At 64.2% G+C, this 26,545-nt stretch carries 26 protein-coding genes; 18 read left to right on the forward strand and 8 right to left on the reverse strand.

The features are described from left to right. The first annotated feature begins 116 nt into the window (after nucleotides 1-116). From EOC94_RS20385 to EOC94_RS20410, 6 genes are all read left to right on the forward strand, one after another. Nucleotides 117-1,475, forward strand: a complete 1,359-nt coding sequence (locus EOC94_RS20385) for a multicopper oxidase family protein (protein ID WP_127293030.1) — start codon at nucleotides 117-119, stop codon at nucleotides 1,473-1,475. Between the two features lie 29 nt (nucleotides 1,476-1,504). Further along, a complete protein-coding gene (locus EOC94_RS20390) occupies nucleotides 1,505-1,945 on the forward strand; it encodes a DUF411 domain-containing protein (RefSeq protein WP_095489164.1) in 441 nt (146 codons plus the stop codon). A 14-nt stretch (nucleotides 1,946-1,959) separates the two neighbouring features. Beyond that, nucleotides 1,960-2,487 carry a TlpA disulfide reductase family protein gene (locus EOC94_RS20395; RefSeq protein WP_127293155.1) on the forward strand — a complete coding sequence of 176 codons (528 nt, stop codon included), beginning with the start codon at nucleotides 1,960-1,962 and terminating at the stop codon, nucleotides 2,485-2,487. A 13-nt stretch (nucleotides 2,488-2,500) separates the two neighbouring features. After that, nucleotides 2,501-3,238 (forward strand): SCO family protein, encoded by a 738-nt coding sequence (locus EOC94_RS20400; RefSeq protein WP_127293032.1) that lies wholly within the window; start codon nucleotides 2,501-2,503, stop codon nucleotides 3,236-3,238. Between the two features lie 444 nt (nucleotides 3,239-3,682). After that, entirely contained in the window at nucleotides 3,683-4,081 is a 399-nt protein-coding gene (gene cueR, locus EOC94_RS20405; protein WP_095489162.1) for a Cu(I)-responsive transcriptional regulator, read from the forward strand. Then, entirely contained in the window at nucleotides 4,078-4,629 is a 552-nt protein-coding gene (locus EOC94_RS20410; RefSeq protein ID WP_245465608.1) for a cytochrome c, read from the forward strand. The genes cueR and EOC94_RS20410 overlap by 4 nt, the downstream gene beginning before the upstream one ends. A gap of 39 nt (nucleotides 4,630-4,668) precedes the next feature. Here the strand turns inward: EOC94_RS20410 and EOC94_RS20415 are convergent, their stop codons facing one another. Next, nucleotides 4,669-5,523 (reverse strand): AraC family transcriptional regulator, encoded by an 855-nt coding sequence (locus EOC94_RS20415; protein ID WP_245465609.1) that lies wholly within the window; start codon nucleotides 5,521-5,523, stop codon nucleotides 4,669-4,671. A 180-nt stretch (nucleotides 5,524-5,703) separates the two neighbouring features. Between EOC94_RS20415 and EOC94_RS20420 the strand changes: the two genes are divergently transcribed. From EOC94_RS20420 to EOC94_RS20475, 12 genes are all read left to right on the forward strand, one after another. Next, complete coding sequence (locus EOC94_RS20420) at nucleotides 5,704-6,468, forward strand: phytanoyl-CoA dioxygenase family protein (protein ID WP_127293036.1); 765 nt, start codon at nucleotides 5,704-5,706, stop codon at nucleotides 6,466-6,468. Between the two features lie 217 nt (nucleotides 6,469-6,685). Beyond that, a complete protein-coding gene (locus EOC94_RS20425; RefSeq protein WP_095489159.1) occupies nucleotides 6,686-7,708 on the forward strand; it encodes an ABC transporter permease in 1,023 nt (340 codons plus the stop codon). 58 nt (nucleotides 7,709-7,766) lie between these two features. Beyond that, a complete protein-coding gene (locus tag EOC94_RS20430) occupies nucleotides 7,767-8,735 on the forward strand; it encodes a sugar ABC transporter substrate-binding protein (RefSeq protein ID WP_127293038.1) in 969 nt (322 codons plus the stop codon). Between the two features lie 59 nt (nucleotides 8,736-8,794). Beyond that, the gene (locus EOC94_RS20435) at nucleotides 8,795-10,312 is read left to right on the forward strand and encodes a sugar ABC transporter ATP-binding protein (RefSeq protein WP_127293040.1); all 1,518 of its coding nucleotides are present in this window, start codon (nucleotides 8,795-8,797) and stop codon (nucleotides 10,310-10,312) included. 12 nt (nucleotides 10,313-10,324) lie between these two features. Then, entirely contained in the window at nucleotides 10,325-11,275 is a 951-nt protein-coding gene (locus EOC94_RS20440) for a ribokinase (RefSeq protein ID WP_127293042.1), read from the forward strand. After that, nucleotides 11,272-11,733: a D-ribose pyranase gene (gene rbsD / locus EOC94_RS20445; RefSeq protein WP_127293044.1), complete on the forward strand. Its 462-nt coding sequence runs from the start codon at nucleotides 11,272-11,274 to the stop codon at nucleotides 11,731-11,733. The genes EOC94_RS20440 and rbsD overlap by 4 nt, the downstream gene beginning before the upstream one ends. Nucleotide 11,734: 1 nt before the next feature. Then, entirely contained in the window at nucleotides 11,735-12,565 is an 831-nt protein-coding gene (locus EOC94_RS20450; protein WP_127293046.1) for a 3-methyl-2-oxobutanoate hydroxymethyltransferase, read from the forward strand. Between the two features lie 418 nt (nucleotides 12,566-12,983). After that, nucleotides 12,984-13,955, forward strand: a complete 972-nt coding sequence (locus EOC94_RS20455; protein WP_245465610.1) for an AraC family transcriptional regulator — start codon at nucleotides 12,984-12,986, stop codon at nucleotides 13,953-13,955. Nucleotides 13,956-14,019: 64 nt separating this feature from the next. Then, nucleotides 14,020-16,194 carry a TonB-dependent siderophore receptor gene (locus EOC94_RS20460; protein ID WP_127293048.1) on the forward strand — a complete coding sequence of 725 codons (2,175 nt, stop codon included), beginning with the start codon at nucleotides 14,020-14,022 and terminating at the stop codon, nucleotides 16,192-16,194. Between the two features lie 22 nt (nucleotides 16,195-16,216). Continuing rightward, the gene (locus tag EOC94_RS20465) at nucleotides 16,217-17,101 is read left to right on the forward strand and encodes an ABC transporter substrate-binding protein (RefSeq protein ID WP_127293050.1); all 885 of its coding nucleotides are present in this window, start codon (nucleotides 16,217-16,219) and stop codon (nucleotides 17,099-17,101) included. Beyond that, a complete protein-coding gene (gene fhuB, locus EOC94_RS20470; protein WP_127293052.1) occupies nucleotides 17,094-19,091 on the forward strand; it encodes a Fe(3+)-hydroxamate ABC transporter permease FhuB in 1,998 nt (665 codons plus the stop codon). The genes EOC94_RS20465 and fhuB overlap by 8 nt, the downstream gene beginning before the upstream one ends. Further along, complete coding sequence (locus tag EOC94_RS20475) at nucleotides 19,084-20,184, forward strand: siderophore-interacting protein (protein ID WP_127293054.1); 1,101 nt, start codon at nucleotides 19,084-19,086, stop codon at nucleotides 20,182-20,184. The genes fhuB and EOC94_RS20475 overlap by 8 nt, the downstream gene beginning before the upstream one ends. Nucleotides 20,185-20,202: 18 nt before the next feature. Here the strand turns inward: EOC94_RS20475 and doeB are convergent, their stop codons facing one another. From doeB to ehuC, 7 genes are read right to left on the reverse strand one after another with little or no spacing between them, the layout of a single operon-like run. Next, the gene (gene doeB, locus EOC94_RS20480) at nucleotides 20,203-21,204 is read right to left on the reverse strand and encodes a N(2)-acetyl-L-2,4-diaminobutanoate deacetylase DoeB (RefSeq protein ID WP_127293056.1); all 1,002 of its coding nucleotides are present in this window, start codon (nucleotides 21,202-21,204) and stop codon (nucleotides 20,203-20,205) included. Nucleotides 21,205-21,209: 5 nt separating this feature from the next. Next, the gene (gene doeA / locus EOC94_RS20485) at nucleotides 21,210-22,388 is read right to left on the reverse strand and encodes an ectoine hydrolase DoeA (protein WP_127293058.1); all 1,179 of its coding nucleotides are present in this window, start codon (nucleotides 22,386-22,388) and stop codon (nucleotides 21,210-21,212) included. A 38-nt stretch (nucleotides 22,389-22,426) separates the two neighbouring features. Then, nucleotides 22,427-23,419: a cyclodeaminase gene (locus EOC94_RS20490; RefSeq protein ID WP_127293060.1), complete on the reverse strand. Its 993-nt coding sequence runs from the start codon at nucleotides 23,417-23,419 to the stop codon at nucleotides 22,427-22,429. Then, nucleotides 23,416-24,408 (reverse strand): hydroxyectoine utilization dehydratase EutB, encoded by a 993-nt coding sequence (gene eutB, locus EOC94_RS20495; protein ID WP_127293062.1) that lies wholly within the window; start codon nucleotides 24,406-24,408, stop codon nucleotides 23,416-23,418. Before eutB ends, EOC94_RS20490 begins: the two co-directional genes overlap by 4 nt. 4 nt (nucleotides 24,409-24,412) lie before the next feature. Continuing rightward, the gene (eutA, locus tag EOC94_RS20500; protein ID WP_127293064.1) at nucleotides 24,413-25,189 is read right to left on the reverse strand and encodes an ectoine utilization protein EutA; all 777 of its coding nucleotides are present in this window, start codon (nucleotides 25,187-25,189) and stop codon (nucleotides 24,413-24,415) included. A gap of 6 nt (nucleotides 25,190-25,195) precedes the next feature. Beyond that, nucleotides 25,196-25,855: an ectoine/hydroxyectoine ABC transporter permease subunit EhuD gene (gene ehuD / locus EOC94_RS20505; RefSeq protein WP_127293159.1), complete on the reverse strand. Its 660-nt coding sequence runs from the start codon at nucleotides 25,853-25,855 to the stop codon at nucleotides 25,196-25,198. Between the two features lie 16 nt (nucleotides 25,856-25,871). Then, nucleotides 25,872-26,531 carry an ectoine/hydroxyectoine ABC transporter permease subunit EhuC gene (gene ehuC, locus EOC94_RS20510; RefSeq protein ID WP_127293066.1) on the reverse strand — a complete coding sequence of 220 codons (660 nt, stop codon included), beginning with the start codon at nucleotides 26,529-26,531 and terminating at the stop codon, nucleotides 25,872-25,874. Nucleotides 26,532-26,545 lie beyond the last annotated feature (14 nt).

Genomic DNA, 26,545 nt, shown 5'->3' on the forward strand with positions numbered 1-26,545 from the left:
GACGGTCGCCGTCGATCGAGATCGCGAAGGGCATAAGGGTGCATTCCGATTCCAGTTATTTGATTTCACGCCGCAGGTTTCTCGTTGCGGCGGCGGGGGTTGCCGCGTCCGCATCGATGCGTCCCAGGTGGGTATCCGCCATGGAGGAGCGCCGGATCAGGGTTGCGGCGAGCCAGGCCCGGCTCACCGGCCTCGATGGCCCGCAAACCCCGGTATGGGCCTATGACCGGACAGTTCCCGGCCCAGCGCTACGCCTGCGGCAAAGAGAGCCGGCCCGTATCGTCGTCGACAACGGGCTCGACGAGGACACTACGGTTCATTGGCATGGCATACGATTGCCAAATGCGATGGACGGCGTGCCAGGCCTGACCCAGAAGCCGATCAAGCCGGGCGAGAGCTTCGTCTATGAGTTCACGCCGCCCGATGCCGGCACCTTCTGGTATCATCCTCATGCCGACAGCCTGGTGCAACTTGGCCGCGGCCTTGCCGGCGCACTGATCGTCGAGGAGGCCGAGCCGGTCGCCGTCGACCGCGATCTCTTGTGGCTGCTGCAGGATTGGCGACTTGCCAAGGATGGGCAGATCGCTGCCGGCTTCGGCAACATGATGGATGCGGCGATGTCCGGCCGCGTCGGCAACGTCGTCACCATCAACGGCACGGTGCCGGCCGACCAATTGGTGAAAGCGGGCGAACGGATCAGGCTGCGGCTGGCCAATGCGTCGCTCGCCCGCATCATGGCCTTGCGCTTCGAAGGTCATCGCCCGGTTGTCGTCGCGATCGATGGCCAGCCCTGCGACCCGCACGAACCGGATAGCGGGCGCCTTGTGCTCGCGCCGGCCATGCGCATCGATGTGATGCTCGACATGCAGGGCGATCCGGGCAAGCGCTACGCCGTGATCGACGATTTTTATGATGGCCTCGCCTACACACTGACCACGCTCGCCTATGACGAGGCGCCGCCGCTGCGCGCGCATCCTCTCGACGCGCCTGTCGGCCTGCCGCGCAATCCGCTGCCGGCCCCCGATCTCGCCGGGGCCGAGCGCCAGGAGATCGTGCTGCAAGGCGGCATGATGGGTGGTGGCAAGCTCGCCGGCGTCGGCGGCATGATGGGCATGGGGATGCCCGGTATGAATGGCGAGGCCGCCTGGGCGATCAACGGCACGTCGATGACCGGCGACGGCCACGCCGGCATGGCGCCGCAATTCACGCTGAGACGCGGCACGACCTGTCATCTCACCATGCGCAACGAAACCGCTTGGTGGCATCCGATGCACATCCATGGCTTCAGCATGTCGGTGCTGTCGCGCAATGGTTCGTCGGTGCCGCACCGGCAATGGCAAGACACGGTGCTGCTTGCCCCAAAAGATACGATCGAATGCGCCTTCGTCGCCGACAATCCCGGCGACTGGATGCTGCACTGCCATGTCGCCGACCACCAGATGGCCGGCCTGATGACCGTCTTCTGCGTAACCTGAATCCATTCGTTCAACGAAGGAGAACTGCAATGAAACTGACCTACCGCCTCGCCGCCCTTGCCGCGCTGATCGCAACGCCGCTGCCCGCGGTCGCCGCCACGATCGAAGCGGTGATGTACAAGAACCCGCAATGCAGTTGCTGCGAGTCCTATGCCGCCTATCTCGAGCAGAACGGCTTCAAGGTGGACATCAAGCCGGTCAACAATCTGTCGCAGATCAGCAGCGATGCCGGCGTCCCCGCCGACCTCGAAGGCTGCCACACGCTGATGGTTGACGGCTATGTCATCGACGGCCTAGTGCCGATCGACATCGTCAGGAAGCTTTTGACGGAACGCCCCGCCATATCAGGCATCACCCTGGCCGGCATGCCGACCGGCGCGCCCGGCATGGGCGGCGAGAAGTCAGGGACCTGGACGATCTACGCCTTCACGAAGGACGGCAAGGCGCCGACCGTCTACGCGACGCGGTGAAAACAGTCGTGACCATGAGCAAACTGGCCATGGCCCTGGTTGGCATGCTGCTGGTGTTTTCGCGGTCGGCATCGGCTTCCGAACCGCCGCAGAATTTTGCCGTTCACGAAACCCCGGTGCCGGTGCCAGAAATCAGCTTCGAGGACGGCGATGGTCGACCCCGAAGCCTTGCCGATTTTTCCGGCAAAATCGTGCTGCTCAACGTCTGGGCGACATGGTGCGCGCCCTGCCGGAAGGAGATGCCGACGCTCGACCGGCTGCAGGCCGAGCTCGGCGGGCCGGATTTCGAGGTCGTCGCGCTGTCGATGGACCGCGCCGGCCCGGACATCGTGAAAAAGTTCTTCGCCGAGATCGGCATCGAGCACCTCGCCCTCAATATCGATACCTCAGGCAAGGCCATGTTCGCCATTGGCACCGTCGGCCTTCCAGCGACTTTGCTGATCGATCGCAACGGCAAGGAAGTCGGCCGGCTGATCGGCCCGGCGGAATGGGACGCGCCCGACATGGTCGACTTCATCTGCAGCCGCATCGCTGCCAGGTGAGAAAGGAACAGATATGTCCGAGCCAAAGGCTCGCTGCGTCGCGCCGGCTTTGAACGAATGGAGGCGTTTGCTGCTACGCGTAATTGCCATCGCGGCGCTGATCGCAGGCTTTGCGTATCCGGCGCAAGCTCACTCGCTCGGCGAAGTCGATGCCATGCTTCAGAGCGACGAGAAATATTTCCAGACGCTCGACAGACCGGCGCCCGATTTCACACTGCGTACCGACGACGGGCGTGTCCTGCGGCTGGTCGATTTGCGCGGCAAGGTCGTCATCCTCCACTTCATCTACACATCGTGCCCCGATGTGTGCCCCCTGCATGCCGAGAAGATCGCCGAGATCCAGAAAATGGTGAACGGCACGCCGATGAAAGGCCAGGTCACCTTTGTGACCATCACCACCGACCCTGTGAGGGACACGCCGGACGTGCTGCGCAATTACGGACCGGCGCACGGGCTCGACCCGGTCAATTGGCTGTTCCTGACCACGACCGCGGGTCAGCCTGAGGATGCGACCCGGAAGCTCGCGGAAGCCTTCGGCCACAAGTTCGCCTTGACTGATGGCGGTTACCAGATGCACGGCACTGTCACGCATGTGATCGACAAACAAGGCCATTGGCGCGCGAATTTCCACGGCCTGAGTTTCGCGGCGGTCAATCTCGTCACCTTCGTCAACGCGCTCACCAACAATGTCGAGCGCCCGCACCATGAGAAGGAAACGGGGTGGTGGGCGAAAATCAAGGGCATGTTCTGAGGCACCATTCGTCTTGACCGAAATTTACGACGAACTAATTCCCATCGGAATCGCCGATGCTCACCGGCGAGGGCGGGCTTCCACCGACCGTAGAGGCGACCGCAATGATGAATGGTCCAATGGGTATGTGGATGATGGGCGGCATGGGGCTCACATGGGTCCTGGTGCTTGTCGCCCTTGTGCTCGTGATTGCAGCGCTCCTCAAATACCTGCGAAGCTGACGGGGCTGACGATCGCGACCCGAAGAGCGACAGGACCGCGATAGGAGAAAGGATCGCGGACAGGTGAAATTCCCAGTCCGCAAGCACGGTTTTACCGACGAGCAGATCTTGGACGCGCCGAACCTGCGCGACGGCTGCGGCGGGGCATTCAAATTGCCATACCCGGGTTGACCTTCTAGCTACAGGAAGGTTTACTTTCCCACTGACCAAGGAGATTTTCGTCATGAACATTGGTATCGCATCCGAAAAATCCGGCCTGCCGTCCAAGACGATACGCTACTACGAGGACATCGGGCTTTTGCGCCCGGCCCGGACGGAGAATGGCTATCGTGACTATTCGGCAGACGACATCCACCGCTTGCGATTTCTGCAGCGCTCGCGCAGCCTGGGTTTTTCGGTCGACGAGTGCCGCCAGTTGCTGTCGCTCTATCAAGACAGGGACCGCGACAGCGCCGACGTGAAGGCCATTGCCAAAGCCAAGCTCGTGGAGATCGACAGGAAGATCGCCGAACTGGTGGGATTGCGCGGCCTGCTGCATCATCTGGTTGAGCATTGCCATGGCGACGAGCGGCCGGACTGCCCGATCATCGACGAACTGGCGGGAGAAGGCCTGGTTCAGTGAAATGGACCGCCGCCACCGTGATGCTGTCGCTTGCCTGCGCCTCCGCGGTGGTGGCCGCGGCTGGACCTGACCCAATCGTTGCGACGCGCCAGTCCTCGATGAAGGAGATGGCCGCCGCCGCGAAAACGATCGCCGCGATGTTCGACGGCAAGCTGGCCTATGACGCCGCGGCGTTCAAGGCGGCGGCCGAGACCATCCGCGCCCGCACCGGCCCTACGCTTATCACGGAATTTCCGAGCGCGACATTGGGCGCGCCTTCGGGCGCCAAGTTGGAAATCGATCAAGCCCGTTCGGAATTCGAGGCTCTGGCCCGTCACATCGGGACGCTGGCCATCACGCTTGCCGCCAAGGCCGAGCGGGCGCCCGCCAGCATCACCGACGACATGAGGATGGGTACCGGCCCGGCGATGGGCGGCGGCAGCCTGCTTGGCAAGCGGCCGGCAGCGGCGCAAGCCGATCCTGCCAAGGCTCCTGCCGAGCACCTGTTGCATCTTATCCTGCAGGATTGCTCAAGCTGTCATTCGAAGTTCCGGCAGAAGGTCCTGTGAGGGCCCGACCAAGCACGTTCTGATCAGTCGACGTTCCAGCTAATGTCCCGGCCCGGCGCTTAATTCGCTGCGGCGCCAGGCGGCCGGCGAGATTCCCACCGAGCGCTTGAACTCGCGCCCGAAATGATAGACGTCGCAGAAACCGCAGGCCTCGGCGATCTCGGCCAGCTTTTGGTCGCTTTGCACCAGCAGCGATTGCGCCTGCATCAGCCGCTCGCGCATCAGCCATTGATGCGGGCTTGTCCGCAGATGTTTTTGGAACAGCCGCCGGATTTGCGAGGGGCCAAGGCCGGTGACCGCGAATAGGTCCGGCGCGGTCCAGGCGAAGCCGGGTTCGCCACGCATGGCGTCCAGGGCAGCGGCTAGCGGCTTCGGCAAATCATCAGGACCGGAGCCGGCGAGCGCCCGGTCGACCAAAAGCACGAATTCGGCGACCAGTTGGTTGAGCCTGAAATCAAGGCTGGCGTCGCGCCGCCGCAACGCGGCAAACAGCCGCTCGAACCACGCGACTGGGCTCATGGCTTCCGGGAACACGGCCCGCAAGGTCCCCTCTCCGAACAGCTTGCGCCGCAGGATCGCCGGGTCCGGGCCGTCGAGCCTGAACCATAGCAGGCTCCACGGATCGTGCTCGTCGGCGGCATGCACATGCGGCGCCTCGTTGGCCATCCACACCAGTTGGCCCGGCCGCACCTCCAGCCGCTGTCCCAGCGTCTCCACGATACCGTGGCCCGACAGGCAATAGAGGATATCCTGGCCGGGATAGGCCGCGCGTTCTATCCGGTAATCCGGCGCCGCGGCGACCTTGCCGGCGCGCAGCACGCTAAACGCCGTGCGCGTCCATCCGGCCGCCGGCACATAGTGGAAACTCTCGAGAACCGACGTTCTTGCTCGCATGCGCGTTTTATACAAAAACTGCGCAGTGCTGTCCATTTTGTTCCCTGCCAAGCACCGCTAAGGTTGCTTTCAAGAGGCAGGCGAGGTCGGCATTCAGTTGCCTGGACCCGCTCTTCCCAAGGCCCTCAAGGCGCATCGCGCCACTGAGGGCCCGTTCGCGAAGACCAGGGAGGCAAGACGATGCTCGCGATGACCGAGGAAGAAACGGAACACTACGCCCGCGACGGGTACATTATCCGCAAGGGGCTGCTGAGCGTGGCGGAGGTGGACGATTTTCGTGACCACGCACGCAGGCAGCTCGAGGCGGAGACCAGGAGCGGAGCCGTCATGGCCAAGGGCGACAAGGAAGGCAAGACCACCCTCCTGAAGATGTGGACCAAGGCCGAGGACGACAAATACGGTCTTCTGGCGCGCGACGAGCGCATGGTCGATCTCGCCCAGGATGCCGTCGGCAAACCCATCTATCTCTACAGCCACAAGATGACGATGAAGCAGCCCAATGAGGGCGGCGCCTGGGAATGGCATCAGGATTTCGGCTATTGGTACAATTACGGCTGCCTCGCGCCGGAGATGATGAGCATCTACGTCGCGCTCGACAAGGCGACCCGCGAAAATGGCTGCCTGCAGGTGCTCAAGGGTTCGCACAAGCTCGGCCGCCTCAACCACATCCGCGAGAACGACCAGACCAATGTCGAGCAGGAGCATCTGGAAGCGGCGCTGAAGCGCTACGAGCATATCTATGTCGAGATGGAAGCCGGCGACGCGCTGATCTTCGACGGCAATCTGCTGCACCGCTCCGACGCCAATCGTTCGGACACCTATCGCTGGGGCTATATCTGCTCCTACAACGCCATCGAGAACGCGCCGTTCAAGAAGGTGCGCGAATACGGAAATTACGACGAATTGCATAAGGTGCCTGCCGGTTCGTTCCGCAAGGCGTCCTGACGTCGACAGCAAGGCACGGGCGATCGCGCCCGCACCAACCATGATTGGAAAGATCGTGGAAAGGCAGGGAGATAGAGCCGCATCCTGATTCTGTTTGGGAATAGGCTCTCATGCATCGACCCGCACACGAGCTCGGTTCGGGTCGAGGATGGAACCGGAAGAGGAGTGGCGGTGCCGGTCGTGACCGGCGGTTCGCCACACACAGGGAGGATGCTGTATGGCCGATGCGGTCAGGACCGGCGCGCGCGCGCCAGCCGCGGACCGATTGACGCTGGCGCGGCTGTTGCGGGCGCGCGAAGCTGGCGTGTTCATCGCGCTGCTCGTGCTATGCCTGTTTTTGTCCTTCGCCACCGACGGGTTCCTGACGTCGCTGAACCTGCTCAATGTCGGTCGCCAGATCTCACTGCTCGGGATCATGGCGGTCGGCATGACATTCGTGCTGATCGCCGGCGAGGTCGACCTGTCGGTCGGCTCGACCTACGCATTCTCCGGCCTCGCCACCGGCATGCTGATCATCGCCGGCTGGGCGCTTCTACCGGCGATCGGCGTCGGCCTGCTCACCGGCGTCGCCATCGGGCTCGTCAACGGCGTGCTTTCTACCTATGGCCGGCTGCCGTCGCTGATTGCGACGCTCGGCATGCTGTCGATCGTGCGCGGTGCTGCCCTCATCCTGACCAACGGCCAGCCGGTGACGGTGAACGCCCGCAACGGCGCCCTGCCCGAGGTCCTGCAGACGTTCGGCTTCATGGGCCAGGGCTATCTATTCAGCATCATCCCGATGCAGCTGGTGTTTTTCGTCATCATCGCAGCACTTGCCTGGGTGGTGCTGTCATTCTCCAATTTCGGATTCCGGGTCTATGCCGTCGGCGGCAGCGCCAAGGCCGCGCGTGTTTCAGGCATTTCCGTCAACTCGGTCAAGATCTGCGCTTTCGTGCTGATGGGCGTGCTAGCGGCCTTCGCCGGCATTTTGAGCCTGGCCTTCCTGCCAAGCGGTCAGGCCGGACGCACCGGTCTCGGCCTCGAGCTCGACGTCATCGCCGCGACGATCGTCGGCGGCGCCTCGCTTTCGGGCGGCGAAGGCACGATCCTCGGCACCATTCTCGGCGTCCTGATCATCGGCGTGATGCGCAACGGACTGGTGCTGATGGGCGTATCGCCTTTCGTCCAGGAACTGATGATCGGTCTGGTCATCATCATAGCGGTCGGCATCGACAAATGGAGCACGCGCCGGCCGAGCTGAAGCAGGAAAACCAAAGCAACAGGCCAGTCAAAAGGCCAAACAACAGGGAGGACTATCCATGAAACTCAGACATGTCATTCTCGCAGCCGCGCTCAGCCTGTTGCCGCTGTCGGCCCATGCCGGCGCCAAGCTGGCCGATTTCGCATTGGCCGACCGCATCAAGGCCAAGATCGCCGCCGGCGAGCCGCTCGACATCTACGTCTCCTACCACGACGTCTCCAACGAATTCGCGCCGTTCATGAAGGCCGGGGTCGAGCGCGCCGCCAAGGAGGACAAGGTCGGCGCTCAATTCATCGGCCCCGTCGGCGCCGACGCCGACGGCCAGATCAGCGAGATCGAGACGCTGATGGGCAAGATGGACGGACTTGCTATCTCGTCGGTCTCGACCGATGCGCTGGCGCCACTGATCGACCGGGTCATCGCCGCCGGCATCCCGGTCGTGACCTTCAACACCGACAATCCCGAAAGCAAGCGCCTCGCCTTCGCCGGCCAGGACCTCGTCCAGTCCGGCCGCGAGGCCGGCAAGCTAATGGCCAAGGTGCTGGGCGGCAAGGGCAAGGTGATGATCACCACGATCGACGCCGCCGCCCAGTGGTCGCTCGACCGCGAGAAGGGCGCGCGCGAGGCGCTCACCGCCGAGCCCGGCATCGAGGTGGTCTCAACGCTCAACACCGGCACCGATCCGCAGAAGATCTATGCGGCAATCGAGAACGCCATGCTGGCCAACCCAGCGATATCGGGCGTGCTGTCGCTCGAATGCTGCTCGACGCCGGCCGCCGGCACCTGGGTCGAGCGCAACAACGCGGCCGACAAGGTCAAGGTGGTCGGCTTCGACCTGCTCGACCAGACGGTGCAACTCGTCCAGGACGGCAATATCGAGGCGACGATCGACCAGGCGCCGGAGAAGCAGGGCTTTGCCGCGGTCGACCTGATCGTCCAGTTCCTCAAGGGTCAGCCGATCGAGAACCTCGACACCGGCGTCGGCGTCTACACCAAGGAAAACATCGCCGAGGTCGCCAAGAAGTAACAAGCCAGCGTGACGGGAGTTGCCGGCCTTGGGTCGGCAGCTCTTCGTCCAGCCAGCCAATGACAGAGCAACAGAGCCCTGCCCCCATCGTCGAGATCTCCGGCCTGACCAAGCGGTTTCCCGGGGTGCTGGCGCTCGACCGCATTTCCGTCGATTTCCGCCCCTGCGAGGTGCATGCCGTCATCGGCGAGAACGGCGCCGGCAAATCGACCTTGATGAACATCCTTGCCGGCGATCTGCAGCCGGACGGCGGTGAAATCCGCATCGACGGCGAGGAGGCCACCATCGCCTCGCCGCTGGCCAGCCGGGCCGCCGGCATCACCGTGGTCTATCAGGAACTGGCGCTCTGCCCGACGCTGACCATCGCCGACAACATCATGATGTCTGACATGGCGGCGCGCTCCGCCGTGTCGTTGGTGCCGCGCGAGGAGATGCGACGCGAGGCGCGCGCCGCCTTGACCCGCCTCGGCATGGGCAAGCTCGACCCCGACACCAGGGTTAGCCGGCTTTCCGTGGCCGAAATGCAGCTGGTCGAGATTGCCGGCGCCATCCGCCAGCGTGCCCGCCTGCTTGTCCTCGACGAGCCCAATTCGGCGCTTTCCAAGCGCGAGAGCGAGCGGCTGTTCGATATCGTCAGGCAATTGCGCAGCGAGGGCGTCACCGTCATCTACGTCTCGCATCATCTGAAGGAAGTGCTAGACCTTGCCGACCGCATCACCGTGATGCGCGACGGGCGCACCATCGAGACGCTGGACAATAACGGCCTGTCGGAAGACCGGCTGATCCGCGCCATGGTCGGCCGCGATCTCGACACGGCAGCGCAGTGGTCGCTACAGCCGCAGGCGCAGTCGGACGGCGCGCCGATCGTGCTCTCCGTCGAGAAGCTGACGGCACTGGGGCTGGATGAGCTGAGTTTTAGCGCCCGCGCGGGCGAAATCCTCGGCATTGGCGGCCTGCCCGATTCCGGCAAGGACACGCTCGGCGAGGCCCTGTTCGGACTATGCGGCCGCAGCGGTCGCATCACCATCGACGGCAAGGAGTTGCGCGCAGCCGACCCGCACGCCTCGATCCGCAACGGCATGGCGCTGGTACCGGCGGACCGGCGCGGCGCGGGCGCGCTTTTGTCGATGAGCGTCGCCAACAATGTCGTCTCGGCCTCGCTGCCGCGCTTTTCGCTCGCCGGCTTCATGCGGCGCGGCGCGGTCGGCCGCGAAGCCCGCGCGCAGGTCGCCCGGCTCGACGCGCGCATTTCACATCTCGGGCAGAAACTGGCGACTTTGTCGGGCGGCAACCAGCAGAAGATCATCCTCGGGCGTAGCCTCGTCACCAATCCACGCGTGCTGGTCCTGCACGAGCCGACGCGCGGCGTCGATGTTGGCGCCAAGGCCGAGATCTATGCCATCCTGCGCGGCATCGCCGGCGAAGGCGTGGCGGTGGTGATGATCTCGTCGGAGATTCCGGAATTGATCATGAACGCCGAACGCGTTCTGGTGCTGCGCAACGGCCGGATCTCGGGTGAACTGACCGGCGCCGGCATCAACGAGGAAGCGATCCTGGCCCGCGCCATGGCGTCCTGAACGAGGGCATTGATGACACCACCCAAAATCACAATCGTCGGCAGTTTCGCGGTCGGTCTGACCATGCGGGCGCCCAAGCTGCCGATTTTCGGCGAGACGATGCTCGGCACCGATTTCGACATGGGGCCGGGCGGCAAGGGTTCGAACCAGGCCGTCGCCACCGCAAGGCTGGGCGCCGCCTCGTCGCTGCTCGCCATCATCGGCACCGACAAGCTGGCCGGCATCGCCACCGATCTCTACGCCGCCGAAGGCGTCGACTCGAGCCTGGTCACGACGCGTGCGGAGCGCGCCACCGGCGTCGGCTTTATCATCCTCAACGATAGGGGCGAGAACTTCATCATCCTCGACATGGGCGCCAACGAGCTGATGGATGCCGAGACCGTCGACTTGGGCGAACGGCGCATCGCCGAGAGCGACGTCGTCATGACGGTGCTCGAAGTGCCGATCGCCGCCGCTGCCCGCGCCATGGAGCTCGGCCGCAAGCATGGCGCCCGCACGATCCTCAATCCCGCACCGGCGCGCCAGCTTCCCGACGCGATCTTCGCCTCCGTCGACTATCTGACGCCGAACGAGAGCGAGCTGCGCATTCTGCTCAGCCTGCCGGCCGACGATCCACGCTCCTCGCGCGAGCTCGCCGGCGAGTTGCGCCGCCGCGGCGTCGGCAACGTGGTGGTGACCTTGGGCCGGAGTGGCGCGCTGATCCTGACCGACGAGCTCGATGTGATGGTGCCGGCAGTGCCGGTCACCGTCGTCGACACGACCGGCGCCGGCGATGCGTTCAATTCAGGGTTTGCGGTGGCGCTGGCCGAAGGCCGCGACATTGTCGACGCGGTCCGCTTCGGCGTCGTCTGTGGCGCGATCGCCTGCACCGAACTCGGCGTCATTCCCGGCCTGCCCACGCGAGCCAAGGCTGACGCGCTCTACGCCCAGGCCCTCAAGACAACATGGAAGGAAGCGACATGAACCGAAACCGGCTACTCAATGCCGAACTGGCGCACGCCATCGCCTCGATGGGTCATGGCGACCTGATGATCGTCTGCGATGCAGGCTTTCCGATCCCCTCGACCGCCTGGCGCATCGACCTCGCCATCTCGCCTGACGTGCCGGATCTCGAAACCGTGCTGGCGCCGATCGCAGCCAATTTCATCGCCGAGCGTGTTGGCTATGCCGATACGCTGCCAGTGCACAACGCGCCGCTGCTGGCCAAGCTGAAGCGGCTGTTCCCCGACGCCGATTTCGAGACCACCAAGCACGAGACCATCCTCGGCGAGATGGCGGCAAAGGCGAAGGTTGTCGTGCGCACCGGCGCCTTCGATCCGTGGGGCAACATCCTGCTTTATTCCGGCGTCGACGTGCCGGCCTGGTTCTCCAAGCCGGGTGTCGTCGCGCCGGACTATTACGCCAAGAAGCTGAAAGGCTGAGATGCCGCGCATCTTCGATTTCGGCGGCCGCGAGGTCGAGCGCAGTGTAACCGTCGCGGATCTGCGCGCGCTCAAGGGGACCGGTCGCCATGTCGCACAGGTGACGGCGGAAACGGCGGATGAGGCGGCAGCTGCCGAGGCCGCCGGCGTCGAGATGGTCGTCTGCCGCGCCGCCAACGTTTTGCGCGTGCGCGAAGGGTCGCGGCGCGTTTTCGTGACAGCGGCCCTCGGCTTCGCCGACGCCGTCACCGGCGACGAGATCCTGCGCACGGCGTTTGGCGCCATCACCACCGGCGCCGATGCGGTGATCACCGGGCGCGGATATGACAGCGTCCGGCTGCTCGCCGATGAACAGATTCCGGTCATGGGGCATCTCGGCTTCGTGCCGCGCAAATCCACCTGGGTTGGCGGCATCAGGGCGGTCGGCAAGACCTCCACTGAAGCGCTGGAATTGTGGGACCGCTTCCGGCGGCTGGAGGATGCCGGCGCCTTCGCCGTCGAATGCGAAATCATCCCGGCCCAAGTGATGGCAGAGATCAACCGCCGCACCTCGCTTGTCACCGTGTCGCTTGGCTCGGGCGCCGAAGCGGACGTCATCTTCCTGTTCACCTCGGACATTTGCGGTGAGAGCACCCGCCTGCCACGCCACGCGCGTGCCTGGGGCAATCTGGCTGCCCTGCAGAAAGCCGTTAGGGATGCGCGGGTCGAGGCGCTGTCGGGCTTCCGCAAGGAAGTTGCCGGCGGTGGCTATCCCAGCGACGCTGAAGTCGCCGGCATTACCGAAGCGGAGTTCGAGGAATTTCGCGCGCGTCTCGAAGCAACGCGAAATTAGAGTCCAAAAGCTCGCCATCGGCGAAGCAGCCGATCTCCCCCTTGCGAGCAGGGCAATCGCATTTGGATTCTTGCGAAGATGGACCCCACCCTAACCCTCCCCACAAGGGGGAGGGAACGCTGCCGCTGCCCTTTACTTTCCCTTTGCCGCCGAAAGGCAGGCAATTTGCCGAGGTCAGCGCCAACTGAAGTCTCCCTCCCCCTTGTGGGGAGGGGTTAGGGGTGGGGGTACATCGTAGAGCGAAAGCCTCGGCTTTCCACCTGCGATGACCCTGCCCTTGCGAGGGAGATCGGATGTCGCTTCCGCTTTCGCCAAACCGTGAAGCGATTGCCCGTTGTTGCCTTCCAGTAAAACTTGATAATTTCGGTCATGATATATATCAAGGCGAATGGTTCATGGCACTACAGGGAAACGGGAAGTGGCCTTCGCCCCGCGCATGGAAAGTCGCATTCAGGGTTTTTCCGTCATTGGCGGCCTGAAAGGGCATGTCTGGGACGGCGTCGTCGCCGACCTCTGGGACGTTGCGTGCGGGGAGCAAGCGGAGGGCTATTATGTCTCTCCCGACCCCCGGCTCTTTGTCGCGCTGGATGTGGACGGCGACGGCGCCTTCTTCGTTGAGGGCTCGCAGGGCGAATTGCGCCGTCACGACCGGGCATTTTCCATGGCCTACATACCGGCGGGGGTGCCGATCAGGGGCAGAGTCGAGGGCCTGCACCGCATCAAGCACCTCGATCTGCACTTCGACGAGGCAGCGCTGACGCGCCGCTTTGGTGGCAGCCTGGATCGCGACGCCTTGCACGTGTCGCGCTTTCAGTTTCGCGATGACCGGATCGCCATGCTTGCCGGCCTGATCGCGGCCGAATGCGACAGCGGCCAGCCGATGCACGATCTCTACGGCGAGGGCCTGCTGAACGCATTGTTCGCCGGACTTTTTGATATCGGCCAACCGGACGGGCAGCGGCGCCGCACTCCGCTGTCTCGTCGGAAGCTGCGCCTGGTCACCGACTACATCGACGCGCATTGCCTGGGCAAGATTCGTCTCGCCGATCTGGCCGCGCTGACCGGCCTGTCGGAAACCGCCACCAGCCACGCATTCAAGGCGGCCACGGGTATACCGCCGCACCGTTGGCAGATGCAGGCACGGGTCAGAAAAATCCAGGCCATGATGGTGGGCGACTCCGCGTCACTCGGTGATATCGCTGAAGCGACCGGCTTTTTCGATCAGGCACATCTGACGCGAGTGTTCAAATCCGTCGTCGGATTGACGCCTGGTGCTTGGATGAGGAGTGCCGGCAGGCGCAGCGATGCAACATCGAGTCGCAATGTCCGCCTTTTGGGACAAAAACCGACAAACCGCGCAAATCCATCCAATGACCCTCACATAAGCTGAGGTAAACAGTCAGGTATATGCGTTTCGAGAACCTGGGGTTTGCCTTATGAACAGAATCTGCCGGATGAAGCCGCTCCTGGCAGGCGCCGCCATCGGTTTGATCTCGCCCATGACCGCGGTCGCCCAGCAAAACAACACCCAGCTCGAACCCGTGGTGGTCGAGGGTGAGGCCGGCGACAGCGCGACCGGACCGGTCGACGGCGTCGTTGCCAAGGAGACAAAGACCGGGTCCAAGATCGCGACCAAACTCACCGAGATCCCGCAATCCGTCTCGGTGATCGGACGGCAGGAAATCGACGATCAGGGAGCGCAGAAGATCGACGAGTCGCTGCGATACACGGCCGGCGTTTTCACGCAGCCCTTCGGCCCCGACAGCGATACCAACTGGATTTTCATCCGTGGCTTCCAGGCCACGGACACCGGCATCTACATGGATGGCCTACAGCTGTTCAGCTACGGCTTCGGCGGATTTTACGTCGATTCCTTCGGGATCGAGCGCATCGAAGTGCTGAAAGGTCCGGCCTCGGTGCTCTATGGCGGCAGCAATCCGGGCGGCATCGTCAACTATGTCAGCAAGCGTCCCGACGGCAGGCAGCGCTATGTCGAAACCGGCATCAACGACGCCGGTAGAGCCTATCTCGGCTTCGATATCGGCGACGTCGCCAGCGACGGTGTGGTCAGCTACCGCGTCAACGGCCGCGTCGCCGGCGGCGATACCTATAGCGATTTGCAGGACGGCTGGCGCGGCTTCATCTCGCCGAGCATCACCTGGCAGCCCGACGAGCAGACCCGGCTGACGGTGCTCGCGAATTTCAGCCACATCGACGAGAACCACAATGGCGGCAACTTCCTGCCTTATGACGGAACGGTGGTGGATCACATAGTCGGCGGCGTCAACTACGGACGCATCGATCCCGACGCCAACTTCACAGAACCGTCCATCGATCTCTACAAGCGCGAACAGGGCTCGATCGGCTACGAGTTCGAGCACACGTTAGACAATGACTGGACGGTGCGCTCGAACGCTCGCTTCGGCGCAGCGAGCATCGATGAAGTGAGCGTCTATCCAAACGGCTGGTCGACCATCGGAGGGCCTACTGACTTGGCCCGCATAAATTTCGACCATGACACCGACGTCGTAACCTTCCTCATGGACAACCAGATCGAGGGCAAAGTCGAAACCGGCCCGATCGAACATACGATTCTCGTCGGTGTGGACTTCAAATATTACAACATCGACCAGGTGCAGTCGTCTGGCCTCTTCGATCTAAACTATGACAATCCCATAGATGCGTTCGACCCGATCTATGGCTCGCCACTGACGCCTCGCGTCAGCTACCTCAACCAGGACCTGACGCAGAAGCAGCTCGGCATTTATGCGCAGGACCAGCTTCGCTTCGGCGATGGCTGGCTGGTGACGCTGAACGGCCGCTACGACTGGGGCTGGCTCGAAGCCGACAACCGTCCGACCTACTATTCGGAGACCTTCGGCCTTCCCGTCATCGACCAGAGCAGCACCGTTGGCGATTTCTCCGGCCGTGCCGGCCTTGCCTATGAGTTCGACAACGGCGTCACCCCTTATGCCAGCATCGCCACCTTCTTCAACCCGATCATCGGAACCGACGCGAATGGCGACCTGTTCAAGCCGGAAGAGGGCGTGCAGTACGAGGTGGGCGTCAAGTATGAACCGACCTTCATCGATGGCCTGTTCACCCTGTCGGTCTTCGACCTCACACGCCAAAACGTGGCCATCGCCAGCGACACCGATCCTTTTGCCCAGGTCCAGGCCGACGAGCTGCGCTCTCGCGGTGTGGAGCTCGAAGGCAAGGTGAACGTCACCGAGGATCTCAGGGTGACTGCGGCGCTGACCGCCTATGATATCGACTTCACCAAGAGCGACGATCCCGACCTGATCGGCAAGATGCCTTTCATCGTGCCCGAAGTCATGGTCTCGGCGTCGGTTGACTACACCTTCCGCGGCGATTGGTATGACGGCATCTCGGTCGGCGCCGGTGTGCGCCATCTCGGCTCCTCATGGGCTGACAACGAGAACACGGCGAAGGTGCCGGCCGTCACGCTGGCCGACCTGAAGCTCGGCTACGAGAAGGAGAACTGGGGCGTCGACCTCAACATCACCAATCTCTTCGACAAGACATATGTGGCAAGCTGCCAGACGACTCTGACCTGTGCCTATGGCGAAGGCCGGTCGTTCAAGCTGAAGGCCCATACGACTTGGTAGCTATCGGCTGTAGGCCCTGGTGATGATCCACCTCCTCCCCAGCAGACGGCGGGTGCTCGCGCTTGGCATGGCGGCCATGTTACCGCCGATCGCCACCCAAGCTGCGCCACTGCGCGTCGCGGCGATCGACTGGGGCATGCTGGAGACCTTGATCGCGCTTGGCATCGAGCCTGTCGCGGCGACCGAGATCATCCAGTTCCGCAAGCTGGCGGTGGAACCCGAAGTGCCTCGATCGGTGACCGATCTCGGGCTGCGCGGCACGCCCAATTACGAATTGCTGCGCATTGTCGCGCCGGACCTTATCGCCATCTCCAGTTTCTACGAATACCAGCGCCCGATGCTCGAGCGCATCGCGCCGGTCTTTGCGCAAACGGTCTACGCGCCCGGCGTGCCGCCCTACCCGCTCGCTGAAGCGGCGACGTTGGCGCTTGGCGAAAAGCTCGGACGACAGGCCGAGGCGAAACGCTACGTCGACGAGACATCAGTCGAAATCACGCGACTTCGCGATACCCTGCCGGCTACTGCATCCGGGCGGCCGGTCTTCGTCATCAGCCTCGGCGATTCACGCCATTTCCGCGCCTTTGGCCGCGATTCCATGTTCGGCGACGTGTTGCTGCGTCTCGGTATTGAGAACGCCTGGGCCGACGAGACGAGCTACAGCGCCGCCGCTCCGATCGGGCTGGAGGCGCTGGCGCGCGTACCCGACGCCTCGATCCTCGTTGTTTCGCCGTTGTCGGCCGATGTCGGGCGGTCGCTTCCCGAAAATGCGCTGTGGAACGCCCTGCCGGCCGTCCGCGAGGGCCGTGTAGCCCTGCTCGAGCCGGTCAATCATTTCGGCTGCCTGCCGTCGGCACGCCGCTTCGCACGGTTGGCGACGGCCGCCCTTGTCGGGCAGACTCATGGTTGACCGCACCATGACTCAGCGCGCCACGACTGGCCACGCGCTGCCACCGATCGCACTGTGGGGTCTCCTCGCGGCGTTGGCAGCACTCCTGTTCGCATGGCGCATCAGCACGCAGTGGCCGACCGCGCCGGCTGGCGACATCGATCTCGATCGCATCATACTTTTCTACAGCACCTTGCCGCGTGCGGTGGTGGCGGTGCTGGCCGGCGCCGTTCTCGGCCTGTCCGGCCTTTTGCTGCAGCGTGTGCTGCGCAATCCGCTGGCCGAGCCGTCGACGCTCGGCATTTCGGCGGGAGCGCAACTGGCAATGACGGCCGCCTCCGTCTATGCGCCGTTTCTGATGGAGCGGTCGCAAGGCACTATCGCCTTTGCCGGCGGCGCCGCCGCCGTGCTGCTGGTGCTGTCGCTGACCTGGCGGCGCGGACTTGAGCCGGTCTCCGTCGTGCTTGCCGGCATGATGGTGGCGCTCACCGCGAGCGCCATCAGCGCCGCCCTGATCCTCGCCAATGGCGACTATCTGTTCTCGCTGTTCATCTGGGGCGGCGGATCGCTGGTCCAGCAGGATTGGGGGCCGGCCATCGCCCTGTCGACCAGGCTGGCGGTCGGCGCCGGCGCCGCCCTGCTGCTGCTCAGGCCGCTGACGATCCTTGGCCTTGACGACGCGTCGGCACGCAGTCTTGGCATCGCCCGCCACACCAGCCGCTTTCTCGTCATTGCGCTTGCCGTTTGGATGGCGACCACGGTGGTCGCCGAGGTCGGCGTCATCGGCTTCGTCGGCCTTGCAGCACCGGCGCTCGCCAAGCTTTCAGGCGCGCGTTCGCTAGGGCAGAAGCTGCTGGCCGCGCCGTTGATCGGCGCCATCCTGCTGTGGCTGACGGATGGGCTGGTGCAGCTGGCGGCAGGCGCCGGCGGCGAACGCATTCCAACCGGCGCGGGCACCGCGCTCCTCGGCGGCCCGGTTCTGCTTTGGCTGCTGCCGAGGCTGCGCCTGCTAGAATGGCCGAACCTCGGCACATCAGGCACGTCCCCGCGCAAGGCCGGCCGGTTCATCATTTTGCTGTTGCTTCTGCTGACCCTTGTCGCGGCGGTAGTAGCGCTTATCGTCGGGCGCGGTCCGGCGGGCTGGTCGATCGCCAGTGGCGAGATGCTGGCCGATCTCGCCGCCTGGCGCGCGCCACGGATCGGCGTGGCGGCAGCCGCCGGCGCCATGCTGGCAGTGGCGGGCGTCGTCATCCAGCGGATCACCGGCAATCCATTGGCAAGCCCCGAGGTGCTGGGGGTCGGTACCGGTGCCGGTGCCGGCCTGACCGCGGTCTTGATGGTCAGCGCCACGGCCGGGCTCGGCTGGCAGCTCGCCGGATCCGTTTTCGGCTCGCTGGCGGTGCTGATCGCCATGCTGACGATTGCCGCACGGGCGAAATTCGGCTCCGAGCGGTTGCTGCTTGCCGGCATTGCCATGAGCGCGCTGTGCAGCGCCGTGATCACCGCGACGATCGCCATGGGAAATTCCCAATCCTATGTCCTGCTGCGCTGGCTCGGCGGCTCGACCAGCCAGGCGACCGGCGCCGATGCCTGGGTGGCCTTGGCGTGTCTGATGCTGTTGACGCTGCCGCTGTTTCTCGCCGCCCGCTGGCTCGATATCTTGCCGCTCGGCGAGGATACCGCACGCGGGCTCGGCCTGCCGATCGCGGGCGGACGACTGACGCTGATCGTGCTCGCAGCAATCCTCACCGCGCTTGCCGCGATGTTCGTCGGGCCGCTGAGCTTCGTCGGTCTCATCGCGCCGCACCTTGCACGGCTGATCGGCTTTGCCCGCGCCCGCCTTCACCTCGCCGGCGCGGTCCTTGTCGGCGCGCTGCTGATGATCGTGTCGGACTGGCTGTCGCGCATGGTGGCGTTTCCATACGAACTGCCCGTCGGCCTGTTCGCCTCGCTGCTTGGCGGACCTTATCTCGTCCATCTGCTCGCAAAAGGAGTGCCGCGCCATGGTTGAAATGCCGAGGAACCTCAAGGCATCCGCCGAAATCATGCTGTCTTGTCCGCAAGACATCATGAAGCGGCTTTGCGCGCATTTTGCCGACCATGGCGATGTCGCCGTCGACGGCGCCTGCAGCCGCATCGACACGGCCTTCGGTTCAGCCAGCATGGAAGCCTGCCAAAGCTGCCTGAAGGTTTTTGCCGAAGGCAAGGACGAGACATCCCTGGCCTATGTGAAGCTCTCCATCGCCGAGCATCTGCTGCATTTCGCGGCGGCGGAGAGCCCCAGCATCGTCTGGCAGGGCGACGGTGCAGCAGGTCAGCCGCTACCCTATTTCCGCGAGATGCGCGTTGTGCGGACCGCCGATGTGACACCGCATATGCGACGGCTGACCCTGGCCGGAAGCGACCTTGGACGCTTCGCAACGGGCGGGCTTCATGTCCGTCTGCTGCTTCCCAGGGATGGCGCCGCACCCGCCTGGCCTGTGACCGGCGTGGACGGCCGTCCGGTATGGCCCCAAGCGGAACGGCGGCCGGACGTGCGTGTCTACACGATCCGCCGCATCGACGTCGAAAAGGGCGAGGTCGATATCGATTTCGTGTTGCATGATGGCGATGGCATGCCCGGCGCACGCTTTGCGGCCAACGCACGCATCGGCGACATCGTCGGGATGACCGGGCCGGGCGGCGGCGACGTGCCCACAGCCGACTGGTGCCTGCTTGCCGGCGACGAGACCGCCCTGCCCGCGATCGGCCGCATGTTGGAGGCGCTGCCGGCAGGCGTGCACGCCGTCGTTCGCATCGAAGTCGCTGATGGCGACGAGGAGCAGGAGCTGGTTTCGCAGGCCACGCTGGACATAAAATGGCTGCACAGGAATGGCGTGGCGCCAGGCAAATCCGCTTTGCTTCAGGATGCGGTCCGGAACGTGCCCTGGCCCGAAGACGAGCGCAGCGTCTTCGCCTGGGTTGGCTGCGAGCACAAGAGCTTCCGCGCCATCCGGCCCTACCTCAGGCAGGACCGGAAGCTGCCGCGCGGCGCGCACCTCGTCGTCGCCTATTGGCGTTGCGGCTTCGAAGGCGATACCGCGCGGCAGAACGACCAAACCTGAGTTTGGCTGGCTCCGCCTTCAATCGACCAGCACAGCGACCACTGCGGTGCAGTCGCCCGCCTTGACCAGTCCGGGGAAATGCCGCGCGGCCAGAAGGCCGGACATTGTTGCCCTGATCTCCTGCGGTGCGGAACCGGTGCGGCCGATGGAATGGATGCGCGCCAGGACCTGGCCCTCTTCGACGGGCTCGCCGAGATCGATCATCGTTTCGATCATCCCGTCATCCTCGGCAAACGAGAAGCAATCGCCCGACGGCATGTCCAGCCAGCGGGTCGGCTGCATCTCGACCGCACCGGCGACAATGCCGGCATGGCGCAGCACATTGAGCACGCCGCGACGGGCGATCCGCACCGTTTCCGCGCGAGAAGTCCCACCGCCGCCAAGCTCGGTGGTGATGAACAGCTTGCCCATTTCTTCGGCGGCAGTGTCGAACATGCCGACCGCGTCGATCTCCAGCATCTTCATCGACCACGGTGCCGAGAACGCCTCGACCGCGGCGAAGCCCTTCGCCTCCAGCACCTTGTCGGGCCGGATATGGGCGGCGCAGAACGGCACGAAGTCGAGTGTCTTGCCGCCGGAATGGAAGTCGAGCGCGATGTCTGTGCGCGGCAAGAGTTCGCGCTGGAAGTAGTCGGCGATCTTCTCGGTCACCGTGCCGTCTGGCCGGCCTGGAAAGCTGCGGTTCAGATTGCCCTTGTCGATCGGCGAGGTGCGGGTGCCGGCGCGGAACGCCGGATAGTTCATCGCCGGCACGATGATGACCGTGCCGCTGACGTGCTTTGGATCGAGCGTGCGGGCGAGATCGTAGAGCGCCAGCGGCCCCTCATATTCGTCGCCATGGTTGCCGCCGGTGAGCAGTGCGGTCGGCCCGTTGCCGTTACGGATCACGCAAATCGGGATCATCACCGATCCCCAGGCCGAATCGTCGCGGCTGTAGGGCAGCCGCAGGAATCCGTGCTGCACGCCGTCGCGGTCGAAGTCGACGGTCGGCGTGATCGGCGATGGGCGAAGCTGGGACATCGGGCTCAATTCTTCACCACCAGCTTGCGCGGCACGTTGGCCAGGCACTCGACGCCGGTCTCGGTGATCAGGATGGATTCGGTGATCTCGAGCCCCATCGTCTCCAGCCACAGGCCAGTCATGAAATGGAAAGTCATGCCGGGCTTCAGCTCGGTGCGATCGCCAGGGCGCAGGCTCATCGTGCGTTCGCCCCAGTCCGGTGGATAGGAAAGCCCGATCGGATAGCCGGTGCGGTTATCCTTGACGATGCCATATCTCTTCAGCACGGCGAAGAAGGCATTGGCGATGTCTTCGCATGTGTTGCCGGGCTTTGCCGCGGCAAGCCCAGCCTCCATGCCTTCCAGCGTCGCCTTTTCGGCATCGAGGAATTCCTGCGTGGGTCTGCCAAGGAACACAGTCCGCGAAAGCGGACAATGGTAGCGGTTGTAGCAGCCGGCGATCTCGAAGAAGGTGCCCTCGCCCGACTTCATCGGCTTGTCGTCCCAGGTCAGATGCGGCGCCGACGCATCGGCGCCCGACGGCAGCAGCGGCACGATCGCCGGATAGTCGCCGCCGATACCGTCGACGCCGCGCGTGCCGGCATCATAGATCTCCGCGACCAGATCGCATTTGCGCATGCCGACTTCGATCTTGTCGACGATGCGCAGGTGCATCGCTTCCACGATGCGGGCGGCCTTGCGCATATAGTCGATCTCGGTCGGGCTCTTCACCGCGCGCTGCCAGTTGACCAGTGCCGTGGCGTCGACAAAGCGGGCATTGGGCAGATGTTTCTGCAGCGACGCGAAGGCAGCGGCGGAAAACCAGTAATTGTCCATCTCGACACCGATCCTGAGCTTGCCCCAGCCGCGATCTGTCAGCACCTGCGAGAGAAAATCCATCGGGTGTCGTTCGGTCGACTGCACATAGTGGTCGGCATAGCCAACGATGTTGTCGTGGGCGAGATAGGCGGTGCGCTTGGCGCCGTTGGCGTCCTGGCCGCGCCCGTACCACACCGGTTCGCCCGACGGCGGCACGATGACGGCCTGGTGCACATAGAACGACCAGCCGTCATAGCCGGTCAGCCACGCCATGTTGGATGGATCGCTGACAACAAGCAGATCGACGCCCTTGGCCTCCATGGCCTTCCGTGTCTTGGCGAGGCGCTCCGCATATTCGCCGCGCGAGAATTTTAGATTAGGCTGCATTGTTCTTGGTCCTCGTTTGTTGGGCCTTGCGGCCAGCATCAGCTTTCGAAAATAGTCCCGGTGTTGGCTGCCCGGGCACGATCGCGGGCGAGCGTGGCGATCGCTGTGTCCTGCACGCCAGTGCCGGTGAGGTCGGCGATGGTGATGTCGCTGGCCGAGCGCCGGCCATGTCTTTCACCGGCGATGATCTGGCCGAGCTCGGTAATCTCGGCATCGGCCGCCATGACACCTGTCGCGATGGCATGATGCAGTTCGCCCAGCAGCCGCGTCTGTTTCGCGCTGTCGGCGACGTAGAGATCGGCCATGCGCAGGATCGCCGGCGCGATCTCGTTCTTGTGCTCGGCGTCCGAGCCCATAGCGGTGATGTGCTGGCCGGCGGAGATGAAGCCGGCCTTGATCAGCGGCTCGGTCGACGGCGTCGTGGTGACGATGATGTCGGCGTCGGCCGCCGCTATTGCCGCATCGGGCTCCGCACGCACGACAATTCCCAGTCTTTCGCGCAATGCATCCGCCGCAGCCTCGGCCTTGGCGGCGTCCCTGGCCCAGATGCGGGCCTCGGCGATCGGCCGCACCAGCCTGAGTGCCTCGAGCTGCAGCCCGGCCTGGATACCGGCGCCGAAGATCGCGGCAATCGAGGAGTCCGGCCGCGAAAGGTGTTTCGCCGCGACCGCTCCAGCCGCCGCCGTGCGGACGTCGGTCAGATAGCCATTGTCGAGCAGCAGGGCCTCGACCAGTCCTGTTTTTGACGACAGCAGCACCATCATGCCGTTGACGCTGGGTAGGCCGAGCTTCGGATTGTCGAAAAAGCCGGGACTAATCTTTATCGCAAAACCGTCGATCCCAGGCACATAGGCGGTCTTGACGTCGACCTCGCCGCGATGCTCGGGAATGTCGAGCCGTAGGATCGGCGGCATCGCCACCGGCAAGGTGGCAAGCGCGCGGAAGGCATTCTCGACGCAGGCGACGGCATCGAGATCGAGCTTAACGATCGCGCGCAATTCGGCTTCGGTGAGTATCGTCATCCGGCTCATGCGGCGTGCTCCTCAATTGCTTCGCCGCAGATGATTTTCCTGTGCAGCGTCATATCGATGTTGCGGCCCGACAGAATGAGCACCGTGGGGCCGCTCGCCCTGACCTTGCCGGCAAGCACGGCGGCGATGCAGACCGCGCCGGCGCCTTCGACGATCTCGCGCTCCTGTTCATAGGCATGGCGGATGCCGGCGGCGATCTCGTCCTCGCTGAGCAGGATCACGTCGTCGAGCAGGTCGCGGCACATCGAAAAAGTCAGCCGGTTGTCGAGGCCGATGCCGCCGCCGAGCGAATCCGCCAGCGTCGGCAGTTCCTCGACCAAAACTGGATGTCCGGCATCAAGGCTTGCCTTCATCGCCGCACCCCGCGCCATCGAAACGCCGATGACCTTCGTGCTCGGGCTTACACCCTTCACGGCAGCGGCGACACCTGCCGCCAGCCCACCGCCTGACAGCGGCACCAGCACCAAAGCGGCATCCGCAACCTGCTCGATGATCTCCAGCCCGAGCGTCCCTTGTCCGGCGATGACATCAGGATGGTCGAAGGGCGGCAGCATGACCAGCCCCTCTTCCGCGACCAGCCGTTCAACCTCCTGCTGCGCATCGTCCTGGCTGTTGCCGACGATGCGGATCTCGGCGCCGAGCCGGCGGATTTCGTCGAGCTTATTCTGCGGTACCAGTCGCGACATGCAGATCGTCGCGCGCATGCCTTCGAGCTTCGCCGCATGAGCCAGCGCCCGGCCGTGATTGCCGGTCGACGCGGCGACCACGCCGCGCGTCTTCTCCTCGGTGTTCAGCGACGCGATGGCGTTCGAGGCGCCGCGCAGCTTGAAGCTGCCGGTGATCTGCCGATGTTCGAGCTTGAGATAAACAGGGGCGCCCAACTGCCCGGAAAGACTCGGGGAAAGCACGATCGGTGTGCGCTCGACCTTGCCTGCGACGCGCTCGCCCGCCGCGCGGATATCGGAGAGGATGAGGGGCGCAAGTGTCATGGCCTCAATGTCCCAACGGCAGCGTCATCAGACGGCCGAATTCAGCGCGCGGCTCGTCGTCGCCGCAAAGCCGCAGGCAGTTCCAGGCCGTTGCCTGGTTGCTGGTCACGACCGGACGGCCGATCGCCTCTTCCATGCCGACCACAGCAAGTGCGGCCCGCAGCGCCGTGCAGGAGACGAACAACGCGTCCGCTTGCGCATCGGTCGCCTCGCGCGCCAGATCGACCAGCGACGTTGGCGCAATCCGCGCCATCTCGCGGTCGTCCTCGAAGCCGAGGCAGGTGAAGCTGGCGATCTCGAAACCGTGCGCCGCGAAATAGTCCGCCATCGGCCGGCTGGTCTCGACCGTGTAAGGGGTGAGAATGCTGATCGTCCTGGCGCCCAGCGCCTTCAAGCCACGCACCCCCGCCATCGGCGGCGTGACCACGGGCACGCCGGGCTTGGCGGCCTGCACCGCCGCCTCGATCTCGGCATCGCCGATAACCACGGAGGCCGACGTGCAGGAATAGCAGATCGCGTCGAGTGGCTCGTCGGGCAGGATGAGCGCCGCGCCCGCGGTCAGCGACGGCTGCATCTTGCGCAAATTCTCCGGCGTCGTCGGATTGGCGTATGGGATGCGCGCGACATAGACGCCGATGCGGTCGCTTGCCACGATGCGACGAAAATCCGGCTCGGTCGTATGGTCGGTGGCAAGGATGATCAGGCCGACGCGCTTTTCCAGGGGGCGGGCGTCGAGCGCCGGCCGTGTCGGCGTCAGTCTGATTTCGGGCAAGTGTTTCATAAAAGACTACCTCTCGATCTTGCCGTAGCGGCGTTCCAGCCAGCGCAGCAGCACGACCGAGAATAGGCTGATGACGAGGAAGAAAGCGCCGACCAAGGTCATCGGCTCGACGTAGCGGTAATAGGTGTTGGCGACGCTCTTGGCCTGGTTCATCAGTTCCAGCACGGTGATCGCCGAAAGCAGCGGCGTCTCCTTGAACATGGCGATGAAGTAGTTGGCAAGCGCCGGGATCATCGGGGGAATCGCCTGCGGCATGATGATGTGGGTCCAGGTCTGCCTGGCGTTCAGATTGCAGGCCTTGGCGGCTTCCCACTGGCCGCGCGGCACATTCTCGATGCCGGCGCGGTAGACCTCGGCCGTGTAGGTGCCGTAATGCAGGCCGAGGCCGATGACGCCCGCCACCAGCGGCGGCAGCAGGATACCGATATCCGGCAGCACGTAGAAGATGAAATAGAGCTGCACCAGCAGCGGCGTGCCGCGGATGAATTCGGCGAGGAAGCCGACGGTGCGCGACAAGGTCTTGTTCGGCGAGCGCCGCGCCAGCGCGATGGCCAGCCCGATGATCGCAGCCAGAACCGAGCCGAGCAGCGTCGCCAGGATGGTGATCTTCACGCCCTGGATCAGGGTCGGCATGATCTCCCAGACGAAATTCCAATCCCACTCCATTATGAGGCCCGATCCATCAGACACGCACCCCGTCGAGGCCGCGCGCCATGCGCCTTTCAAGCGATCGGACACCCCAAGAAATGATCAGCGCAAGGGCGAAATAGATGATGAGGATTGTGGTGAACGGCACCAGCGTGTTGCCGGTCTGCGAGCGCACCACTTGCGCCTGGAAGGTCAAGTCGGTGAGCGAGATCAGCGAAACCACGGCGGTGGCCTTGAGCAATTCGATGGCGTTGTTGCCGAAGGTCGGCAGCATGACCAGCAGCGCCTGCGGCAGGATTACATGACGCATGGCTTGCCAGCGGCCGAGATTGAGCGCGGTGCAGGCCTCGTACTGTTCGCGGCCGATCGACTGGATGGCGCCGCGCACTACCTCCGCCGCATAGGCGCCGACGTTGAGGCCGAGCGCCAGCACGCCGGCCTGCAGCGGCGTCAGCGAAATGCCGATGAAGGGCAGCACGAAATAGGCCCAGAACAGCTGGACGAAGATCGAGGTGCCGCGGAAGAATTCGATATAGGCGGTGGCCAGCGCCCGAATGACGAAAAAACGCGACAGCCGCCCCAGCCCGGCGAGAAAGGCCATGACCAGGGCAAGCACCGACCCCATCAGCGTCAGCTCGATGGTGATCAGCGCTCCCTGCAATATCAGGCCGAAATAGCCGGACCATTGGGTCATGAAGTCAAGAGTTT

The sequence above is a fragment of the Mesorhizobium sp. M6A.T.Ce.TU.016.01.1.1 genome (genome assembly GCF_003997065.1).
In the GTDB taxonomy this organism is placed as follows: Bacteria; Pseudomonadota; Alphaproteobacteria; order Rhizobiales; family Rhizobiaceae; genus Mesorhizobium; species Mesorhizobium mediterraneum.

Excerpts from the sequence above, each read along its gene's own strand:
- EOC94_RS20385 (WP_127293030.1), top strand. The coding sequence starts at position 117 with ATGCGTCCCAGGTGGGTATCCGCCATGGAGGAGCGCCGGATCAGGGTT.
- EOC94_RS20390 (WP_095489164.1), top strand. The coding sequence starts at position 1,505 with ATGAAACTGACCTACCGCCTCGCCGCCCTTGCCGCGCTGATCGCAACG.
- EOC94_RS20395 (WP_127293155.1), top strand. The coding sequence starts at position 1,960 with ATGAGCAAACTGGCCATGGCCCTGGTTGGCATGCTGCTGGTGTTTTCG.
- EOC94_RS20400 (WP_127293032.1), top strand. The coding sequence starts at position 2,501 with ATGTCCGAGCCAAAGGCTCGCTGCGTCGCGCCGGCTTTGAACGAATGG.
- cueR (WP_095489162.1), top strand. The coding sequence starts at position 3,683 with ATGAACATTGGTATCGCATCCGAAAAATCCGGCCTGCCGTCCAAGACG.
- EOC94_RS20415 (WP_245465609.1), bottom strand. The coding sequence starts at position 5,523 with ATGCGAGCAAGAACGTCGGTTCTCGAGAGTTTCCACTATGTGCCGGCG.
- EOC94_RS20420 (WP_127293036.1), top strand. The coding sequence starts at position 5,704 with ATGCTCGCGATGACCGAGGAAGAAACGGAACACTACGCCCGCGACGGG.
- EOC94_RS20425 (WP_095489159.1), top strand. The coding sequence starts at position 6,686 with ATGGCCGATGCGGTCAGGACCGGCGCGCGCGCGCCAGCCGCGGACCGA.
- EOC94_RS20430 (WP_127293038.1), top strand. The coding sequence starts at position 7,767 with ATGAAACTCAGACATGTCATTCTCGCAGCCGCGCTCAGCCTGTTGCCG.
- EOC94_RS20435 (WP_127293040.1), top strand. The coding sequence starts at position 8,795 with ATGACAGAGCAACAGAGCCCTGCCCCCATCGTCGAGATCTCCGGCCTG.
- EOC94_RS20440 (WP_127293042.1), top strand. The coding sequence starts at position 10,325 with ATGACACCACCCAAAATCACAATCGTCGGCAGTTTCGCGGTCGGTCTG.
- rbsD (WP_127293044.1), top strand. The coding sequence starts at position 11,272 with ATGAACCGAAACCGGCTACTCAATGCCGAACTGGCGCACGCCATCGCC.
- EOC94_RS20450 (WP_127293046.1), top strand. The coding sequence starts at position 11,735 with ATGCCGCGCATCTTCGATTTCGGCGGCCGCGAGGTCGAGCGCAGTGTA.
- EOC94_RS20460 (WP_127293048.1), top strand. The coding sequence starts at position 14,020 with ATGAAGCCGCTCCTGGCAGGCGCCGCCATCGGTTTGATCTCGCCCATG.
- EOC94_RS20465 (WP_127293050.1), top strand. The coding sequence starts at position 16,217 with ATGATCCACCTCCTCCCCAGCAGACGGCGGGTGCTCGCGCTTGGCATG.
- fhuB (WP_127293052.1), top strand. The coding sequence starts at position 17,094 with ATGGTTGACCGCACCATGACTCAGCGCGCCACGACTGGCCACGCGCTG.
- EOC94_RS20475 (WP_127293054.1), top strand. The coding sequence starts at position 19,084 with ATGGTTGAAATGCCGAGGAACCTCAAGGCATCCGCCGAAATCATGCTG.
- doeB (WP_127293056.1), bottom strand. The coding sequence starts at position 21,204 with ATGTCCCAGCTTCGCCCATCGCCGATCACGCCGACCGTCGACTTCGAC.
- doeA (WP_127293058.1), bottom strand. The coding sequence starts at position 22,388 with ATGCAGCCTAATCTAAAATTCTCGCGCGGCGAATATGCGGAGCGCCTC.
- EOC94_RS20490 (WP_127293060.1), bottom strand. The coding sequence starts at position 23,419 with ATGAGCCGGATGACGATACTCACCGAAGCCGAATTGCGCGCGATCGTT.
- eutB (WP_127293062.1), bottom strand. The coding sequence starts at position 24,408 with ATGACACTTGCGCCCCTCATCCTCTCCGATATCCGCGCGGCGGGCGAG.
- eutA (WP_127293064.1), bottom strand. The coding sequence starts at position 25,189 with ATGAAACACTTGCCCGAAATCAGACTGACGCCGACACGGCCGGCGCTC.
- ehuD (WP_127293159.1), bottom strand. The coding sequence starts at position 25,855 with ATGGAGTGGGATTGGAATTTCGTCTGGGAGATCATGCCGACCCTGATC.
- ehuC (WP_127293066.1), bottom strand. The coding sequence starts at position 26,531 with ATGACCCAATGGTCCGGCTATTTCGGCCTGATATTGCAGGGAGCGCTG.